This window comes from Streptococcus suis (assembly GCF_002960445.1).
In the GTDB taxonomy this organism is placed as follows: domain Bacteria; phylum Bacillota; class Bacilli; order Lactobacillales; family Streptococcaceae; genus Streptococcus; species Streptococcus hyiners.
In genome coordinates, this window is sequence record NZ_POJD01000494.1 from 1 (window position 1) to 270 (window position 270).

The 270-nt window shown below is 43.3% G+C and carries 1 pseudogene; it reads left to right on the top strand.

What is annotated here, in order from left to right:
• A pseudogene (locus tag C1G53_RS12950) lies at positions 1–270 on the top strand (cell wall hydrolase); the annotation flags it as partial.

Here is a 270-nt window from a genome sequence, read left to right on the forward strand (position 1 = left end):
AGTTTAGCTCTGAAACAAATAGCGGCATTACTGTCACATTCTCAATGGATGAGCAGGGTAGATACGTAGCGGTTTTGGATCGGTCTGCATTTGCGGAGGAAGACCAAGTCTTTTCGCTGAAGTTAACAGCACAATTAACAGATGGAAGTTTTCAGACCTTATCAGATTATAGTTTCGAGTGGAAGAAGGATGTCGTAAGCGCGGCTGAGAAGCCTACTGCTTTGGATAATAGTGATGCAACTCCGTCTAAAATTGAGGAGGAAGCAACTT